The organism is Mycobacterium sp. NPDC004974, assembly GCF_053600815.1.
On the sequence record NZ_JBSGAQ010000014.1, the window covers coordinates 48,044 to 63,315 of the forward strand.

Genomic DNA, 15,272 nt, shown 5'->3' on the forward strand with positions numbered 1-15,272 from the left:
GACTCATCAGCTCACGCGAACCGTTGGTAGCACTGCGCGTCGTCGCCTTGCAGGCCGGACCGGTAGGCCAGGATGCGGGTGAACCCGGCGGGCAGCACCCTGCCGTTGACGTCGCTGGCGGCCAGCCCGTTGGTGAGCAGGCCGCTGATCGCCTCGTCGGTGTCACCGGCTGACAGCGTGATCGGTAGACCGGGCTCGGCCATCCTGGCCTGCCCCACACCGGTCAGGCAGCCGGTGCGCATGGCTGCCACCGGAGTGTCGAGTACCAGGCCCTTCGCGTGCTGCACGGCGAGCGCATACCGCGATGTCAGGACGGAGATTGCCGAATTGTCGCCTTGTAGGAGCTCACGCTCGTCGTTCTCATTCCTGGCTTCCCCCAACGCTTTCATCCCGTCGAGATCCACCACGATGGTGTTGGTCGCCGGACAGTAGGACGCCGGCGGCGACGGCCCCGCGTCGGGACATGCGGTGGGCTCGGTACTCAACGTCGGTGGGTTGGCCGGTGCATAGACCTGCTGCAGTGACTGCATGGTCTTGTCCAGCAGATCGGCGGTGATCGTGCTGTTCGCACTCTGCGGCCCGCCGAAGAAGTCGAGGAACTTGGGCAGATCACCGCGACGGTTCTTGATCTCGTCGGAGTCGATGGCCGCGCATTGGTCGATGTTGCCGCTGAAGCCGATCTGGAACGCGCTGACGCGGTCCAGCGCCGACCCGTGTTCGTTGCCGGTGAGTGTCGCGTCGACCCGTGTCATCAGAGGATCGCGGATGTAGATGAGACCGCCCAGGACGTGGTTGAGGCCGTCACCGGTGCTCAACTCGAAGCGCGGTGATTTACCCGCGGCCACCCAGCGCAGGTAGACCCCGGCGAGGCAGTCGGCTTGCTGCTCGGCCACCAGCACGGGCGTGCTCTCGTTGATCAGCCGGGCCTGCTGCTGGACGGCATGGCCGTACTCGTGGGCCATCACCCCGACGACACCCATCTGGCCGAAATACTGTGCCGCAACGGGAATCGCCACGCCGCGGTCCCAGGCCATCACGTCGCTCTTGAGGCAGTAGAAGGCGTTGGTGAGCCCGACGGTGTTTTCCCCGCAGATCTCGAGCCCGGGGGAGAGGTCGGAGTTGAACGAGACGAGCCGGGACACGGGGGTGAAGGTTCCCGGCAGTGATCCACCGGTGTAGTTCTGCGACCAGAAATTCTCGATGTCGTCGACGGCAAGCAGGGCCAGGTCGTCGATCTGGCCGCCGTCGGTGTTCTCGGCACGGCGGGTCGGCCCGGGTGCGTCGGACCGGATGCCACTGTGGCCGTCGGTCACCGGCAGGCCGCCGACCCGGTCGGGCAGAAACATCATCGAGGTCGCCCGGCCCCCGACCATCGGGGCGTTCCCGCAGCCGGCCAGCAATACCGCACAACAGGCCAGACCGAGCCACCAGCGAAGCCTCGCCAATTGAGCCGCCTTCCGTGCGATCCGCCTCAGCCAGTTCTACCTGCTCGTGCCGATGTTCGGCACGGGCCGTCGGTGACCTGCGCGACAATGGCACCCGTTATGTGCACGTTCGACGATCTGCTGGCCCGGGTGCTGGCCCGCGCGGCAGAGCCGGGGACGTCCGTCATCGGGATCGCCGGGGCGCCGGGGGCGGGTAAATCCACGCTGACCGAGGCGCTGGTCGCCGCGGCGCGGGTCCGCCTCGGCGTCGACGCGGTGGCCCACGTTCCGATGGACGGGTTCCACCTCGCCGATGTGGAACTGCGCCGACTGGGCCGGCTGGACCGCAAGGGCGCGCCCGACACCTTCGACGTTGCCGGCTATGCGGCGCTGCTGCGCCGTATCCGCGCACGCACCGAGGTGGTCTACGCCCCGGGCTTCGAGCGCGACATCGAGCAACCGGTGGCCGGTGCGATCCCGGTGTTGCCGGACGCGGCCGTGGTGCTCACCGAGGGCAATTATCTGTTGCTCGACGACCCGGGGTGGTCGACGGTAGCCGCTGAGATCGATGAAATCTGGTACTGCGCAATACAAGACGAAGTGCGCGTCGCGCGCCTGGTGGCCCGTCATATCAATTTCGGCAAGCCGGCCGAGGTGGCGCAGCGCTGGGTCGCCGAGGTCGACGAACCCAATGCCAGGTTGGTGGCCGCCACCGCGTCGCGGGCCGATCTGCTGGTGTCGATCGCCGCCGCGATGGGCCCAGTGATGCCCAACTCACACTGATGTCGTCTGTGCGCATTCTCACGTCTGATCGAGTTGCTATAACTATCAGCCGCGGCCAGAATCTAGGTGTAAATCTGGAATCATTCCAGAAAATCATGCGAGATTGGATAGGTTGCGATGGCGCTTTTGACGATTGGTTCTCAGTTCCCGGAATACGACCTGACGGCCGTGGTTGGCGGAGATCTGTCCAAGGTCGACGCCAAGCAGCCCGATGACTATTTCACCCGCGTCACCAACAAGGACGATGAGGGTAAGTGGCGGATCGTCTTCTTCTGGCCCAAGGACTTCACCTTCGTGTGCCCGACCGAGATCGCCGCGTTCGGCAAGCTCAACGAGGACTTCGAGGATCGCGACGCCAAGGTTATCGGGGTGTCGGTGGACAACGAGTTCGTGCACTTCCAGTGGCGTGCGCAGCACGAGGATCTGAAGACGCTGCCGTTCCCGATGGTCTCGGACCTCAAGCGTGAGCTCTCGCAGGCCGCGGGCGTGCTCAACGCCGACGGTGTGGCTGACCGCGCCACCTTCATCGTCGATCCCAACAACGAGATCCAGTTCGTCTCCGTGACCGCTGGTTCGGTGGGACGCAACGTCGACGAGGTGCTGCGCGTTCTCGACGCGCTGCAGTCCGACGAGCTGTGCGCCTGCAACTGGAAGAAGGGCGACCCGACGCTGAACGCCGGCGAGCTGTTGGCCGAGGCGGTGTAACCGTGAGCATCGACAACATCAAGGAAGCGCTTCCGGAGTACGCGAAGGACCTCAAGCTCAACTTCGGCAGCATCGTGAAGTCGACCGAGCTCACCGAGCAGCAGCTGTGGGGTGCCCTGGTGGCCACCGCTGCGGCGACCAAGTCGGAGCGCCTGCTGAAGGAGATCTCCGAGGACGCCCTCGACGTGCTGAGTGCGGAGGCCTACAACGGCGCCCTCGGCGCTGCGGCGATCATGGGGATGAACAACGTCTTCTACCGCACCAAGGGTCAGCTCGACGGTCGCTACGACGATCTGCGGGCAGGTCTGCGGATGAACATCATCGCCAACCCTGGTGTGCCCAAGGCGGATTTCGAGCTGTGGTCGCTGGCGGTGTCTGCAATCAATGGCTGCTCGCACTGCCTGTCGGCGCACGAGACCGTGCTGCGCGACGCCGAGGTGTCCCGCACGACGATCTTCGAAGCCATTCGGTTGGCGTCGATCGTCTCCGGGGTGGCCCAGGCGCTGCTCACCGCGGACGCGCTCGCCGCAGTCTGATGTCGTAAGCCTCCACAAAAGGGGCTTACGCGCATAACCCAACAGATAAACTCGCCTCTCGCGATTGGAGAGGCGAGTTTTCTGTTGATGGCACCGAAGAGAAACGCCCGCATCGACCCCATCGTGCGGAAAGCGATCACCGGCGCGTCCATCGGTAACGCGGTGGAATGGTTCGACTTCGCCATCTACGGATTCCTGGCGACCTACATCGCCGCCAACTTCTTCCCGTCCGGCAACGAAACAGCCGCACTGCTCAACACATTCGCGATCTTCGCCGCCGCGTTCTTCATGCGCCCGCTCGGCGGCTTCGTCTTCGGTCCGCTGGGGGACCGGCTGGGGCGCCAGCGGGTGCTCGCCGTGGTGATCCTGTTGATGTCGGCCGCCACGCTGGGCATCGGCCTGCTGCCCACCTACGCGACCATCGGCGTGGCCGCACCCTTGCTGCTGCTCCTGCTGCGGTGCCTGCAGGGATTCTCGGCCGGCGGCGAATACGGCGGCGGCGCAGTGTATCTCGCCGAATATGCGGGCACCCGATGGCGTGGGCTCACCGTGACGTTCATCGCGTGGTCTGGCGTGCTCGGCTTCCTGCTCGGCTCGATCACCGTCACGGTGTTGCAGGCATATCTACCGCCCGACGCCATGGAGAGCTATGGCTGGCGTATCCCGTTCCTGGTGGCCGCACCGCTCGGCCTGGTCGGCCTCTACATCAGGCTGCGGCTCGACGACACGCCTGAATTCGCCAAACTCGACGCGACCGACCGGGTGGCCACCTCGCCACTGCGCGAAGCCGTCGGCACAGCCCGGCGGGCGATCCTGCAAGTCATCGGCCTGTTCATCGTGTTCAACGTCGGCTACTACGTCGTCTTCACCTTCCTGCCGACGTACTTCATCAAGACGCTGCACTTCAGCAAGACCCAGGCATTCGTCTCGATCACCCTGGCCAGCCTGGTGGCGCTGATCCTGATCCTGCCGTTGGCGGCGCTGTCGGACCGGATCGGACGCAGGCCCCTGCTGATCGCGGGCTCGGTGGGCTTCGTACTGCTGGCGTATCCGCTGTTCCTGCTGATGAATTCGGGATCGGCGGCGGCGGCGATCGCCGGGCACTGCGTGCTGGCCGCCATCGAATCGGTGTATGTGGCGACTGCCGTGACGGCCGGCGTCGAACTGTTCGCCACCCGCGTGCGCTACAGCGGTTTCTCGATCGGCTACAACATCGCGGTGGCATTGTTCGGCGGGACCACCCCGTATGTGGTCACCTGGCTCACCGCGACGACCGGCAACAACCTGGCGCCCGCGCTGTTCCTCATTGCCGCGGGCATCGTCTCGTTTGCCACCGTCCTGACCTTGCGCGAGAGTGCGGGGCGGCCGCTGTCGGGTGTGGATGACCCAGCCGGTCAGCAACGTGTCACGATGACACCGTGAGCGCGACAAGAGGACGCCCGACCAAAGCCGACGTTGCCAAACTGGCCAATGTCTCCACGGCAACCGTCAGCTATGTGCTCAACAACGTTCAAGGGCAACGCATCTCGGAGCAGACCCAGGCCGCGGTGCGCAAGGCCGCGGCCGATCTCGGTTACCGGCCCAACCTGGCGGCCCGCAACCTCGCGGTCGGTGGCAGCGGCGTGGTGCTCTACATCGTGCCGCGGACCGATCTGGGCGAACTACCTCTGGAGGTCGGCAGTCGCCTCACCACCGCGCTCGGCCGGCACGGCATCGTGCTGTCGATGCAGCTCGAGACCGACGACGGCCAGAACATCGTCGACGCGGTGGCGAACCTCAACCCGGTGGCCGTTGCCGGCGTCTTCCCGCTCACCGGTGCTGCTGCCGCGGCTGTCGAGGCGGCGCGGATTCCGCAGATCTACCTGGGCAGCGAGAAGCTGCGCGCGCTCGGATCGTTGCACCTGACCGTCGGGGCGATGCGGGTCGAGCATCTGATGTCGCGCGGCCACACGCGTCTGGGCTTCGCGTATTCCGGCTCTGAGGTGCTGCGGCCGCTCGGTGACTACTGGCTGTCGGGTCTGCGGGTGGCCGCCGGCGAGCACGGCCTGCCCGAGATCGACGTCGACAGCGTGGCCACCGACGGATCGGATGCGGCAGCCGTCGTGTCGAAATGGGTGTCCGGGGGCGTGACGGCCGTATGCGCGCAGAGCGATGAGACGGCGTTCGTGGTGCTGCACGGAATACGCCGGGCCGGCTTGCGCTGCCCTGACGATCTCGCGGTCATGGGGGTCGACGCGATATCGCTGGGTGCGGTCAGCTCCCCACCGCTGACCTCTGTCGCCTTCGACGCCAAGACCATTGTCGATGCCGCGGTCCCGGCCATGATGGCCGAACTCGGATATCCGACGGTCGCCGACATCGACGGCAGCGACCCCGCCGGGCTCATCGTGCGCGACAGCACCTGAGCATTACATGTGAACTGCAAACCGTAACTCGTGGTGGCCTTGTCCGGTGCCCGTCCCGCCGTGTAACTTACGCGGGTAAGTAACTCTCCGCAGCCCTCAGAGAGGCGGACCGCCGTGAGTGTGAGCACCACCAGTGACGTGTACTTCGACCCGTACGACGTCGAGATCAACGCCAACCCGTATCCGACGTTCGCCCGGCTGCGCGAGGAATCGCCGCTGTACTACAACGAGCAACACGACTTCTATGCGTTGAGCCGTTTCGCCGATGTCAACAAGGGACTCGTCGACCATGAGACCTTCAGCTCGGCCCGCGGCGCGATCATCGAGCTGATCAAGGCGAACATCGACATCCCCTCGGGCGCCCTGATTTTCGAGGATCCACCGATCCACACCGTGCACCGCAAGCTGTTGGCCCGGATGTTCACCCCGCGCAAGATCAATGCGCTGGAGCCCAAGATCCGGGAGTTCTGCGCGCAGTCACTCGACCCGCTGGTGGGTGCCGGAAAGATCGACTTCATCAAGGATTTCGGCGCGATCATGCCGATGCGGGTGATCAGTGCGCTGCTGGGCATCCCCGAGGACGACCAGGAGATGATCCGCGACCACGGCAACGATCAGTTGCGCACCGAGGCCGGCAAGCCGATGAAAGCGGCCCGCGAGGGTCTGGTCGACGGCTCGATCTTCGAGACGTACATCGACTGGCGCAAGGACAATCCGTCCGACGACATCATGACCGACCTGCTCAACGTCGAGTTCACCGATGAGCACGGCGTTACCCGCAAGCTCACCCGCGAGGAACTGCTGATCTACATCAATGTGGTGGCGGGTGCGGGTAACGAGACCACCACGCGGCTGATCGGTTGGGCGGCAAAGGTGCTCGCCGAGCATCCGGATCAGCGCCGCCAGTTGGTCGAGAATCCCGCGCTCATCCCGCAGGCCATCGAAGAACTGCTGCGGTTCGAGCCGCCGGCCCCGCACGTGGCCCGTTACGTCACCCGTGACGTCGAGTTCTACGGCCAGACGGTTCCCGAGGGCAGCGTGATGATGATGCTGATCGGTGCGGCGGTCCGCGACAGTCGTCAGTTCCCGCCCGACGGTGAGGTTTTCGACATTCACCGCGAGCAGCGCCAGCATCTGGCGTTCAGCGTCGGCACCCATTACTGCCTGGGCTCGGCGCTCGCGCGACTGGAGGGCCGGATCGCTTTGGACGAGATGCTCAAGCGATTCCCGGAGTGGGATGTCGATCTCGACAATGCCGAGCTGTCGCCGACTTCGACTGTCCGCGGCTGGGATTCGATGCCGGCGTTCGTCCGGTGACCGCCGAGCTGACCGTCCCCAAGGACTGGGCCGAGGTCACACCGGAGTGGATGACGGCGGCGCTGGTCCGCCACCACCCGGGCGCGGTGGTGGACCGCGTGACCGTCGACATGCGCGACGACGGCACCAACCGTCGCGCGCGCCTGTCGGTCACGTACTCGGCGGGTTCGGGACCTGCCACGGTGTTCGCCAAGGCTGTCGACCCCGGCCACAAGGAGATGATCAAGTACACCAGCGGCCTGCTGCATGAGCCCAGGCTGTTCAACTCGAAAATCGAGCTGCCGCTGGAACATCCGACGGTCTACGCCGCGCCGATCGATGAGGGCGACGAAGACTTCGTCCTCGTCATGGAGGACCTCACCGGCCGTTCCGCTGATCCGCGTGATGCGACCCGGCCGCTGACCGTGGAGCAGGCGGCGCACGGCGTGCGCGGCCTGGCCCGGCTGCACGGTGCGTTCTGGGGTGAGCGCGTGCGCCGTCCCGGTCTGGAGTGGCTGGAGCCGTTCGTTCCGTGGGACGGCATGCAGTGGGCGCCTTTACCTGCTGCGCTCGACCGGTTGGGTGACGATGCCCCGCCTTCGGTGCGCGCACTGACGATCGACCACCTGGTGGAAGGGATCTGGAAGCCCTTCATCCGGACACTGACCGTGCCCGGCACCGCTCAGACACTGCTGCACGGCGATCCGCACATCGGGAACACCTATCTGGTGCCCGACGGAGATGTCGGGTTCCTCGATTGGCAGGTGGCCCGTCACGGCAACTTCTCCTTGGATCTCGGCTATTTCCTGCAGGGCGCGTTGACCACGGAGGACCGCCGGCTGTCCGAGCGTCAGTTGCTCGAGGAGTACCGCGACGAGCTCGGACTGCCCGCCGACGAACTGCCGTCGCCCGATGAGATCTGGCTGCGCTACCGGGCTTCGGTCGCGCACGGGCTGATGACCTGGCTGGCGACTGCCAGCGCGGGCGAGTTGTGGCAGCGCCCGGATATCGCCCTCGCGCTGGCCCAGCGGTATTCGGCCGCGTACGAGGATCTGCAGACGGCGCAGGCGCTGGCCGATCTCGACGGTCGGTGAACTCCGTCAAACCGACCGCCTGACGGGAATCCTCAATCTGGACACCCGCCGAGCCACTACGGTGTCCGGCATGACAGGTGTGGTGGTGACAGGTGCAGCGTCGGGGATCGGCCGGGCCAGCGCGGAGGCGCTGATCGCCGACGGTCGACGGGTTGCGTTGTGGGACATAGCCCCCGAGGTCCGTGATGTGGCCGACGGCTTGGGTATGCCCTCGGCGGTGATCGACGTGTGTGACACCGGTGCGCTGTCGGCGGCGGTTGAGGAGGCGGCTCAGGCGCTCGACGGCATCGACGGCCTGGTGCATGCCGCGGGCCGGGTGCTTCCCGAACCGGTGGGCGCCTACACCGAGGAGTCCTGGGACGCGGTGCTGGACGTGAACCTGCGTGCACAGGCGTTGCTGATGCAGCTGCTGTTGCCCCACCTCGAGAAGTCCGCCGCCGACGGTGGATCGCCCGCGGTCGTCGGTATCTCGAGCATCGAGGGTCTGGCGGCCAACCCGTTCATCCCGGCCTACTGTGCCTCGAAGGCCGGACTGCTCGGCATGACGAGGTCGATGGCTGCCCAGCTGGGCCCGTTGGGAATTCGCGTCAACGCGGTGTGCCCCGGCTTCATTCACACCCCGATGCTGCAGATCGCATTGGACGTCGAGGAGATCCGCGCGAGCTTCGAACAGGCTGCGCCGATGGGCCGGCTCGGTCAGCCCGACGAGGTCGCGGCCGCCGTCGCGTTCCTGATGTCGCCGAAGGCGTCGTTCATCACCGGCACGCAGCTCGTGGTGGACGGGGGAGTGACCAGCCGTCACGCGTGACCCGGTCAGCCGGCGATGGGCCCCAGCGTTTCGGTCAGCCCGGCGATGATCGTGGTGAGCCCTCGGTCGAATTCGTCGAGGTGTCTGAGGTCGCTCAGGCTCGGCCACGGCGCGGGCAGGTTGCCCGGCCGGCGAGTGGCGTGACTGCGGGCCCAGACGACGAGGAAGCCGGACGCGTACGCATCGGTGACGGCGAGGACGTGGCGCGCCTGGTCCGGGTTGAGCCCCGCGCCCTGCAGGACGTTGAGCACTTGGGCCAGGTGGGGCGCCACCGGCAGCTCGTCGTAGGGCGCGAGGGCCAACAGTTCGAACGTCCGCGGGTACCGCGCCGCCACGTCTCGATATGAGCCCAGCACGCGCCGGATCGCCTGCTGCCAGGATTCTCCCGCCCGGGCGTCGGTGTCGAGCAGGCAGATGAGCTGCTCCACGACGCTTTCGAGAAGGTCGTCACGGTTCCGGACATGGGTGTAGAGGCTCATCGTTCCGCAGCGGAGCTCGTCGGCGAGGGCGCGCATGGTCAACATCTCCAGCCCGTCGCGTTCGATCAGCGCGATCGCGGCGGCGGTGACGTTGTCGCGATTCAACTTGGGACGCGACTTTGTCTGTACCGCTTGACTTCTTCCCATGGATCTCACAATATCGGCGTACGTCGTACGGTGCGATGTACGTCACTAAGGAGCTTCCGTTGGAACTGCATCACTTGTCCGCCGTCGAGGCGACGGCGCTGTTTCGCAGCCGGGATCTTTCCCCCGGCGAACTGCTCGAGGCGGTCGTTGCCAGGACGGCCGCCACCGAACCCGCGGTCAACGCCGTGACCGAGCAATGGCTCGACGAAGCCCGCGAAGACGCCCGACGGTCGGAGCAACGTTTCGTACGCGGTGAGGAGGTCGCGCCGCTGGAGGGAATCCCGCTGATGCTCAAAGACGAGCAGCCGGTCGCGGGGCGCCTCTGTGAGGACGGGTCCATGCTGGAGAAGGGCCGGATCGCCGACATCACCCATCCCATCGTGGATCGAATCCGCGCGGCGGGGGCCGTCATCCATGGCAGGACCACCACACCGGAGTTCTGCTGCGCGCCGGTCACCCACTCCGACCTGTGGGGCGTGACCCGCAACCCGTGGAACCTCACGCTCACTCCGGGCGGTTCGTCCGGCGGAGCCGGTGCCGTGCTGGCCGCGGGGTCGACGGTGCTGGCCACCGGCTCCGACATCGGCGGCTCGATCCGGATCCCGTCGTCGTTCTGCGGAGTCGTCGGATACAAGCCGCCGTTCGGACGGGTCCCCGGTCTCCCTCCGTTCAACTCCGACACGTACTGCGCCGATGGGCCCATGGGCCGCAGCGTCGCCGACGTCGCGCTGCTCCAGAATGTGATCGCGGGCCCTTGGTCTGGGGATCAGGCGTCCCTGCGGCAGTCGGCACCGGTCTCCGCCGATGTGACCTCGCTGCGCGGCACCCGGATCGCACTCTGCCTCACGTTGGGCGACTACGCGGTCGACCCGGTGATCGCGGAGAACACACGGACTGTCGCCGCCGCGCTCCGGGCCGCAGGCGCCGACGTACAGGAAGTCACCCTGCCGTGGCAGACCCAGCAGGTACTCGACACTGCGTGGGCCCATTTCGGCGCCGTGATGGGGCCGTTCATCGAGCAGGTCGCCGAGGGCGACCCGGAGATGCTCCAGGCCCTGATGCCCTACACGCGGGCATTTGCAGCGTCGGCTGCCGGGTCATCCGATTACGTCGCGGGCCTGTCCGCGGAGGCCGACTTCTACCGCCCGTTCGGGGAGCTGATGGAGGGCTTCGACGCGCTGGTGTGTCCGACCATGGCCGTCACCGGACTCGACGCCGAAGCCGCATGTCTGGACACCCAGCAGGTCTTCAAGACCATGATGACGTTGCCGTTCAACGTGATCGGACGGGTTCCGGTACTGGCAGTCCCGTCCGGCAGGGCGCCCAACGGCGTGCCCACCGGGGTTCAGATCGTGGGTCGCACCTACGACGACGCAACGGTGTTCCGGGTCGGCGCCGCGCTCGAGCACGAACTGGCGCTGTGGACTGATCCCGGATGGTGGCCGGACCTGCCCATCCAGTTGGCACGGTGACGTCCGTCCAACCCGCCGCCGATCGGCGGGTATCCGGCGGAGGCTTGGCGTCCGGACGGCTCGGGACCTTCGACATCGTCTTCTTCGTCATCGCCGCGGCGGCACCGCTGGCGGTGGTTGCGGGGTCCGCACCGCTCGCGTTCAGGCTGGGCGGGTTGGGTACTCCGGGCGCCTACGTCTTCTGTGGTTTGGTGTACATCCTGTGCGCGGCCGGCCTGACGGCCTTCGCGCAGCACGTGCGCAACGCGGGCGCGTTCTACGCCTTCATCGGACGCGGACTCGGGCGACCCGCCGGAGTCGGGTCGGCGCTCCTCGCGCTGTTGTCGTACGGGCTCGTCTGCTTCGGCTTCTATGGCTTCTTCGGCTCGTATGCGAAGACGGCTGTCCATGATCTCGTGGGTATCGACCTGCACTGGTTCGTCTACTCCCTCGCAGGTGCTGCTTTCGTGGCAGTACTCGGTTACCGGCAGATCGACATCGGCGCACGGGTTCTGGGAGTGCTGATGACCCTCGAGGTTCTGATCCTCGCGGTGCTGTCCATCACCATTCTCATCAAGAACGGCTCAGCCAATCTGTCGTCGCAACCCTTCGAGCCGGCCAACGTCTTCAACTCCGGTGCGGGAGGAATGTTCGTTCTCGCGCTGGGCGCCTTCATCGGCTTCGAGAGCACGGCGATCTATGCCGAGGAGGCCCGGAACCCGGAGCGGTCCGTGCCCCGGGCAACGTACGCCGCGGTGGCGTTCCTCGCCCTGTTCTACGGATTCACCACCTGGATCGCGGTCGACGCATTCGGCGTGGACAAGCTGCTTGCCATGACCCAGGCAGACGACTTCCAGAGCCTGTACTTCGGCCTCGCCGACACCTACCTCGGTGGCTGGGCGAAGACCACCATGGACCTACTGATCGTGACGAGCATCCTCGCGGCCACGATCGCGTTCCACAACGCGACCTCGCGGTACATGTTCGCCCTCGGCCGGGACCGGATCCTGCCCGCGCGGCTGGGACAGGCGCACCCGCGGTTCGGATCTCCCAGCCGGGCCAGCGTGGTGACAACACTCGGATCGGTCCTGCTGATCGCCGTCACTGTGGGGCTGCACGGCGATCCGTATCTGCACCTCCTGCTGTGGACGAACACCGTGGGCATCGTCGGAATCGTGGTGTTGCAGGTCCTCTGCATGGCAGCGGTCATCCGGTTCTTCGCACGGGATCGCCGCGGCAACACGGCATTCCGGGTCTGGGTGGCGCCCGCGCTCGGTGCGGCCGGGTTGATCGTCGGCCTCTACCTCATGCTGACCAATCTCGATCTGCTCACGGGCCGCACCGACTGGGTCAACTGGGCACTGGTAGCTCCGTTGCCGCTGGTCGGCCTCGGCGGCTACGTCTGGGCGCGGATCACCCGAGGCCGGCGCCCGAGCGAAGCCGGCGCCGACTGACGCCCCACTAGTCGCTGGCCGGAAGGGGCTTGGCCTCTTTGAGGCTGAGGGCGGTGGTCCCGACCGAGAGCGTGCCGGTACCGGCCTTGGTGACCAGCACCTCGGCCCCGCCTTCGTCGACGTAGCGCTTGCCCATCAGGTTGCCGTCGGAGAACGCCGCGTCGATCGTTGCGGCCGAGTCCTTTTCGGCGTCAAGTGCGACCATCGCGACGCCGCCGGCCCGGAGGTCGTCGAGGCTGTCGGCGCTGCGCACCACGATGACCTGGGTGTCGCACACCTGGCTCTGCAGGCGGGTGCCGTTCTTGATCATGCTGACTCCTTACGGGGTGTGCTCTGAGACGGGTGCGAGTTCGTCGACCAGCTGGCGGCGCAGGACCTTGCCGGTCGGGTTGGTGGGCAGTTCGTCGCGGAATACCACCCGGTCAGGGGTGCGTGAACCGCGCAACTGCTTGCGCACATGATCGCGCAACGCATCCGGGTCGGGCGAGGTGCCCTCGACGGGCACCACGACGGCCACGATGATCTGTCCCCATTGCGGGTCCTCGGGGCCGACGACGGCCACGTCGCGGACTTCGGGATGCTCGACGAGCACGTCCTCGATCTCGGCCGGGGCGATGTTCTCCCCGCCGCGGATGATGGTGTCGTCGGACCGTCCGCCGATGAACAGGTAGCCGCCCTCGTCGAGCATGGCGACATCCTTTGTGGGGAACCAGCCTTCGGCGTCGAGCACCGACCCGATGTCGGTGTAGCGGCCGGACACCTGTTCACCCCGTACGAACAGTTCTCCGGTCTCACCGGCGCCCAGCACGGTGCCGTCCTCGGCGCGGATCTGGACCTCGATGCCGGGGACCACCTGGCCGACCGAACCGAGCCGACGGGCGGCGGTCGCGTCCTCTGCGGCCAGTGCCTCGCGGTGATCGTCGGGGCCCAGAACCGCGATGGTGGAACTGGTTTCGGTCAATCCGTACGCGTTGACGAACCCGACGTTGGGCAGTAGCTGAAGTGCCTTGCGCACCAGCGGCAGCGCGACCTTCGAGCCACCGTAGGCGAGGTTGCGCAGGGTGGGCAGTTGGAGGCCGGCGGCTTCGAGGGCGGTGACGATGCGGTCCAGCATGGTCGGCACCACGGTGGCCGACGTGACGCCTTCGGTGCGGACCAGATCGACCCATGTGTCGGCGTCGAAGTGTCGCAGGTACACCATCTTCCGACCGGCGTACAGATTCGACATCGCCGCGCTGACCCCGGCGATGTGATACGGCGGGACGCAGATCAGGGCGGCGTCTTCCTCTGCCGCCGAGGCGAATTCGACTGTCCCGGTGATGTAGCTGGTGAGGTTGTTGTGGGTGAGCTCGACGGCCTTGGGGCGTGAGGTCGTGCCTGAGGTGAACAGCACGACCGCGACCGCGTCGGGGTCGGCGAACTCGGCCGCGGGTTCGGCGGTGCGCGCCGCCGCCAGGAACTCCTCGGAGGTGATGATCTGCCTGCCCGCTCCGGCGACGACATCGGCGTATTCGGCGTCGGTGACCACCAGCGCCTCGGGCAGCCGCTCGATCAGTTCGTGCAGTCCGTCCTTGCTGAGCCGGTAGTTCAGCGGGGTGAACGGCACGGCGGCACGGGCGGAGGCGAACAACAGCAATGGCAGCATCCCGCCGCCGGTACCGACATATGCCACGTGGGCGGCCCCGGAGGCGGCGATCACGCCGGCGCCCCCGTCGGCCAGGGTGCTGAGTTCCTCGGTGGTCAGGCGGAGATCGTCGGACACCACTGCGGTGCGGTCGGGTCCGCCCGAGACCGCCATCTCCAGCAGTAGCGAGATGCTCATAGGCCTTGTCCCGGTGCGTCGATGAAGATGTCGATGATCGGATTATCCCCGCCGCCGTAGCGTGACAGGTCGGTGACGCCGGAAGCGGTGAGCACCTCCGAGTCGATGAAGGTCTGACCGTTCACCTCGCCGGCCGGTCGGGACAGGATCTCCACGGCCGCGTCCGCCATGATCTCGGGGTTGCGGGACTGAGAGGCCATCTTGTCGCCGTCGGCGAGGTTCGTCACCGCGGCGGTGGCGATGTAGGTCTCGGGCCACAGGCAGCTGAAACCGATTCCGGCATCCGCGTATTCAGCGGCCCAGCCCAGCGACAGCAACGTCATTCCGTACTTGGACAGGGTGTAGGAGGGGTGCACGCCCAGCCAGTAGGGGTTCATGTTCATCGGCGGGGCCAGCGTCAGCACCTGAGGGTTGGCAGACTTGCGCAGGTGCGGCAGCGCGGCTTTGGTGAGCAGGAACGTGCCGCGGACGTTGATGTCCATCATCAGGTCGAACTTCTTGGCCGATAGCGCCTCGGTGGGGTCGGTGGAGATGGCGCTGGCGTTGTTGATCACGATGTCGACGCCGCCGAAGTGTTCGACCGCGGCCTCGACCGCGCGGGCCACGTCCTCTTCCTTGCGTACGTCACCGACGACCGCGACGCCCTTGCCGCCGGCGGCCTCCACCTCGGCGACGGCGGTGTGCACGGTGCCGGGAAGCCTGGGATGCGGTTCGGCGGTCTTGGCCAGCAGCACCACGTTCGCCCCGCGGCGGGCGGCGCCGAGCGCAATCGCCAGTCCGATCCCGCGGCTGCCGCCGGATACGACCAGCGTGCGATCGGTGAATGACTCCTGCTGGCTGGACATGGTCCTCCTCGTCGAGCGCAGCG

The 15,272-nt window shown here is 66.7% G+C and carries 15 protein-coding genes; 10 read left to right on the top strand and 5 right to left on the bottom strand.

Annotated features, from left to right (window positions below):
- Positions 1–11: 11 nt before the first annotated feature.
- The gene (locus tag ACWEFV_RS25635; RefSeq protein WP_450072240.1) at positions 12–1,445 is read right to left on the bottom strand and encodes a peptidase; all 1,434 of its coding nucleotides are present in this window, start codon (positions 1,443–1,445) and stop codon (positions 12–14) included.
- 87 nt (positions 1,446–1,532) lie between these two features.
- Between ACWEFV_RS25635 and ACWEFV_RS25640 the strand changes: the two genes are divergently transcribed.
- From ACWEFV_RS25640 to ACWEFV_RS25675, 8 genes are all read left to right on the top strand, one after another.
- Positions 1,533–2,207: a nucleoside/nucleotide kinase family protein gene (locus ACWEFV_RS25640; RefSeq protein ID WP_450072241.1), complete on the top strand. Its 675-nt coding sequence runs from the start codon at positions 1,533–1,535 to the stop codon at positions 2,205–2,207.
- A gap of 117 nt (positions 2,208–2,324) precedes the next feature.
- The gene (locus ACWEFV_RS25645; RefSeq protein ID WP_135456902.1) at positions 2,325–2,912 is read left to right on the top strand and encodes a peroxiredoxin; all 588 of its coding nucleotides are present in this window, start codon (positions 2,325–2,327) and stop codon (positions 2,910–2,912) included.
- A 2-nt stretch (positions 2,913–2,914) separates the two neighbouring features.
- Complete coding sequence (ahpD, locus tag ACWEFV_RS25650; RefSeq protein ID WP_135456900.1) at positions 2,915–3,448, top strand: alkyl hydroperoxide reductase AhpD; 534 nt, start codon at positions 2,915–2,917, stop codon at positions 3,446–3,448.
- Between the two features lie 87 nt (positions 3,449–3,535).
- A complete protein-coding gene (locus tag ACWEFV_RS25655; protein ID WP_450072242.1) occupies positions 3,536–4,870 on the top strand; it encodes an MFS transporter in 1,335 nt (444 codons plus the stop codon).
- Positions 4,867–5,853: a LacI family DNA-binding transcriptional regulator gene (locus ACWEFV_RS25660; protein WP_450072243.1), complete on the top strand. Its 987-nt coding sequence runs from the start codon at positions 4,867–4,869 to the stop codon at positions 5,851–5,853. The genes ACWEFV_RS25655 and ACWEFV_RS25660 overlap by 4 nt, the downstream gene beginning before the upstream one ends.
- A 114-nt stretch (positions 5,854–5,967) precedes the next feature.
- On the top strand, positions 5,968–7,170 hold the full coding sequence (locus tag ACWEFV_RS25665; protein ID WP_450072244.1) for a cytochrome P450: 1,203 nt from the start codon (positions 5,968–5,970) through the stop codon (positions 7,168–7,170).
- A 50-nt stretch (positions 7,171–7,220) separates the two neighbouring features.
- The gene (locus ACWEFV_RS25670; RefSeq protein ID WP_450072313.1) at positions 7,221–8,243 is read left to right on the top strand and encodes a phosphotransferase; all 1,023 of its coding nucleotides are present in this window, start codon (positions 7,221–7,223) and stop codon (positions 8,241–8,243) included.
- 70 nt (positions 8,244–8,313) lie between these two features.
- A complete protein-coding gene (locus tag ACWEFV_RS25675; RefSeq protein ID WP_450072245.1) occupies positions 8,314–9,051 on the top strand; it encodes an SDR family NAD(P)-dependent oxidoreductase in 738 nt (245 codons plus the stop codon).
- A gap of 5 nt (positions 9,052–9,056) precedes the next feature.
- On the opposite strand, the gene ACWEFV_RS25680 is transcribed toward ACWEFV_RS25675, so the two are convergent.
- A complete protein-coding gene (locus ACWEFV_RS25680; protein ID WP_450072246.1) occupies positions 9,057–9,677 on the bottom strand; it encodes a TetR/AcrR family transcriptional regulator in 621 nt (206 codons plus the stop codon).
- A gap of 59 nt (positions 9,678–9,736) precedes the next feature.
- Here ACWEFV_RS25680 and ACWEFV_RS25685 point away from each other — a divergent pair, with 59 nt between their 5' ends.
- A complete protein-coding gene (locus tag ACWEFV_RS25685; protein WP_450072247.1) occupies positions 9,737–11,149 on the top strand; it encodes an amidase in 1,413 nt (470 codons plus the stop codon).
- Positions 11,146–12,582, top strand: coding sequence for an APC family permease (locus tag ACWEFV_RS25690; RefSeq protein ID WP_450072248.1), 1,437 nt, complete (start codon positions 11,146–11,148; stop codon positions 12,580–12,582). Before ACWEFV_RS25685 ends, ACWEFV_RS25690 begins: the two co-directional genes overlap by 4 nt.
- A 7-nt stretch (positions 12,583–12,589) precedes the next feature.
- Here the strand turns inward: ACWEFV_RS25690 and ACWEFV_RS25695 are convergent, their stop codons facing one another.
- Genes ACWEFV_RS25695 through ACWEFV_RS25705 form a run of 3 tightly spaced genes read right to left on the bottom strand, consistent with a single transcriptional unit; the run spans position 12,590 to position 15,249 of the window.
- Positions 12,590–12,892, bottom strand: a complete 303-nt coding sequence (locus ACWEFV_RS25695; RefSeq protein ID WP_450072249.1) for a hypothetical protein — start codon at positions 12,890–12,892, stop codon at positions 12,590–12,592.
- 9 nt (positions 12,893–12,901) lie between these two features.
- On the bottom strand, positions 12,902–14,404 hold the full coding sequence (locus tag ACWEFV_RS25700) for a class I adenylate-forming enzyme family protein (RefSeq protein WP_450072250.1): 1,503 nt from the start codon (positions 14,402–14,404) through the stop codon (positions 12,902–12,904).
- Entirely contained in the window at positions 14,401–15,249 is an 849-nt protein-coding gene (locus tag ACWEFV_RS25705) for an SDR family oxidoreductase (protein WP_450072251.1), read from the bottom strand. Before ACWEFV_RS25705 ends, ACWEFV_RS25700 begins: the two co-directional genes overlap by 4 nt.
- Between the last annotated feature and the right edge of the window lie 23 nt (positions 15,250–15,272).